Origin of the sequence: Bartonella sp. AP7XZML (assembly GCF_042195745.1) — a bacterium.
GTDB lineage: Bacteria > Pseudomonadota > Alphaproteobacteria > Rhizobiales > Rhizobiaceae > Bartonella.
On sequence record NZ_JBHIOT010000052.1, the window covers coordinates 1 to 2,115 of the forward strand.

Annotated in this window: 3 protein-coding genes; all 3 read right to left on the bottom strand. The window is 39.5% G+C overall.

The window, feature by feature from the left end:
- Positions 1-21: 21 nt before the first annotated feature.
- The 3 genes from ACFILT_RS03820 to ACFILT_RS03830 are packed head-to-tail and all read right to left on the bottom strand — an operon-like array spanning position 22 to position 1,952.
- Positions 22-1,158, bottom strand: a complete 1,137-nt coding sequence (locus ACFILT_RS03820) for a DUF1376 domain-containing protein (RefSeq protein ID WP_375679616.1) — start codon at positions 1,156-1,158, stop codon at positions 22-24.
- The gene (locus ACFILT_RS03825; RefSeq protein ID WP_375679617.1) at positions 1,148-1,483 is read right to left on the bottom strand and encodes a hypothetical protein; all 336 of its coding nucleotides are present in this window, start codon (positions 1,481-1,483) and stop codon (positions 1,148-1,150) included. The genes ACFILT_RS03820 and ACFILT_RS03825 overlap by 11 nt, the downstream gene beginning before the upstream one ends.
- Positions 1,473-1,952 (bottom strand): crossover junction endodeoxyribonuclease RuvC, encoded by a 480-nt coding sequence (locus ACFILT_RS03830; protein WP_375679619.1) that lies wholly within the window; start codon positions 1,950-1,952, stop codon positions 1,473-1,475. The genes ACFILT_RS03825 and ACFILT_RS03830 overlap by 11 nt, the downstream gene beginning before the upstream one ends.
- Positions 1,953-2,115: the final 163 nt, after the last annotated feature.

Sequence of the window (2,115 nt, forward strand, 5' to 3'; positions counted from 1 at the left end):
AAAGAAGCTTGCTCAATTTGCTTAACTGAAGCTTTCACAGAGAGCAACGCTTGTAGACGATTGCAAGCATCTAAGGTTTGCACTTCCTCCTGTTTCGTCAATGTATTCCCAGCTTTCAGCGTCAATGGATACCCCGGACTGATCATTTCCATAATCTTCTGCAGATGAGAGATGATCTCTGAGTTCGTTGAAGCCTTCTGCAAGCTGTTCTGTGAAAGTTTTCTGAGTGAATTTTCCATGATAACCACCTAACCGTTCTTCCTGTTCTAATCTTGCTTTTTTCTTTGCTAGCGTTCCGATAGGGCTTGTGACCCAATTGTACCAAGTCCTTTGCCAATCCCGTTTGTTTGCATTTTTACCTGGATTTGCTATCCAGTAATTTGTGAACCGCTCAAATTCTAACAGCGCCTCATCATGCGTTAATCCTTGATCGATTGCGTATTGCAAATTAGGTTTGAAATCCTCAGGCAGTCGATAGCCTCGATTAGTTTTCGCTCGTTTTGATTTTTTGGGAACGTTCTCTTGCTCGTGAATGGGAGGTTGGTTGTCTACACCCGTTGTGATTTGCTCTGATGTGGTTTCAACAGCAGAAACCTCTGTTGGCTCGTCAACCTGTTCGTTTGTTTCTAAACTTTCAGAACCAATTTCTTTTTTTGCTAAAACGATAGTTTTAGTTTTTTTATTATATATGTTTGTATTGTTTGTTATAGCATCACAAGCATCATGCTTAGCATTATCACAAGCATCATGCTTAGCATCCTTAAGCATACTGTTAGCATCATGCTTAATATCACAAACATCTTTTGTATTTTTATCCCATCTTGCCTTCGCTGCCTTCTGCGCTCTCTCTGAAAACTTATTCAAATTCTCATTAGAGTTGTTGAGTTCCTCTTCAACCTGTAAACTCCATAAACGACCGTCTTCTAAACGTATCAGTTTCTCATCACTCAATAAAAAATCTAGCGCTTTATTAAAAGCTTTTACTGAACAACCAGAAATGCGTGCTAATATAGAGGCATTCTCAAGAATTGGCTGTCTCTTCTTATACATAAGCAATATCAACATCATATAAGTCGATATTTGATGCGACGTCATTCCACTAGCATCAGATACCCAATCAGAAGGAAAACAACGAACCCAAGCTAATTTAGTTGACATATTTCCCCTCCTGTTCTTTATTATTATTTAGATCTTCATTGAAGTTATTGAGTTCCTCCTCAACTTGTGAACTCCACAAACGACCATCTTCTAAACGTATGATGACTCCAACCCTCAATAAATAATCTAATGCCTTTTGAAATCTTTTTACTGAACAACAAGTAAAATGAGATAATATTCGTGAATCGTTTAAAAGAGGCTCACGCGTGTGTAACATTCTTATTCGCAATTTCACGTAAACATTGACTTCCATAGGTGGTAAATCAGATAGTTTAAATAGCCACTGGTCTGTGAATAGTCTCGTCCATAGTAATTTACTGGACATACGCACCCCCTTCTTTCATTAAATATAAAATTGCCAAAGCATCTGCTTCGTTGTCATCACAAGGCGCGTGACCTTTTGCACACATTGCCTTAATCATTTCTTCTTTTGACGCATTCCCTTTGCCTGTCATTGCTTTTTTAATCGTACCAACGGGAATGCCTTCATACGGTATCTGATGATGTTCACACCAAGCTGTTAATGTTGCTAGAAAGCCCCCATAAACATGAGAAGCGTCTGTACCCACATGCCGACGTACCTCTTCAAAATACACCGCATCAATTTCATCAACAGACCTCTTTAATTCAGTAAGCCATTTCTTAAAGCGCAAGTAACGCATGCCACCGCCTTCAAAACGGTGTGATTGAAAATGTTCTGTATCGCTTGTGATAAAACCATCTGCATCACGAAGCGCCCAGCCAGTCTTAGTCCCTAGATCAAGACAGAGAATGGTTTGTGCATTAGTGATCATAATCCCCCCTTAAGGTTGCTGTGTGTTTATGCGTGCGTTATGACAGAGCGCGTTGTGATTGCCTGTCTTGCAAAAATGTTTGTGAAAAAGTATCCTCCCAACGATTCTAAAAAAGTGGGGGGAGTTATGATGCAAGAATGGATAGTTGATAAGGTTGTATTCT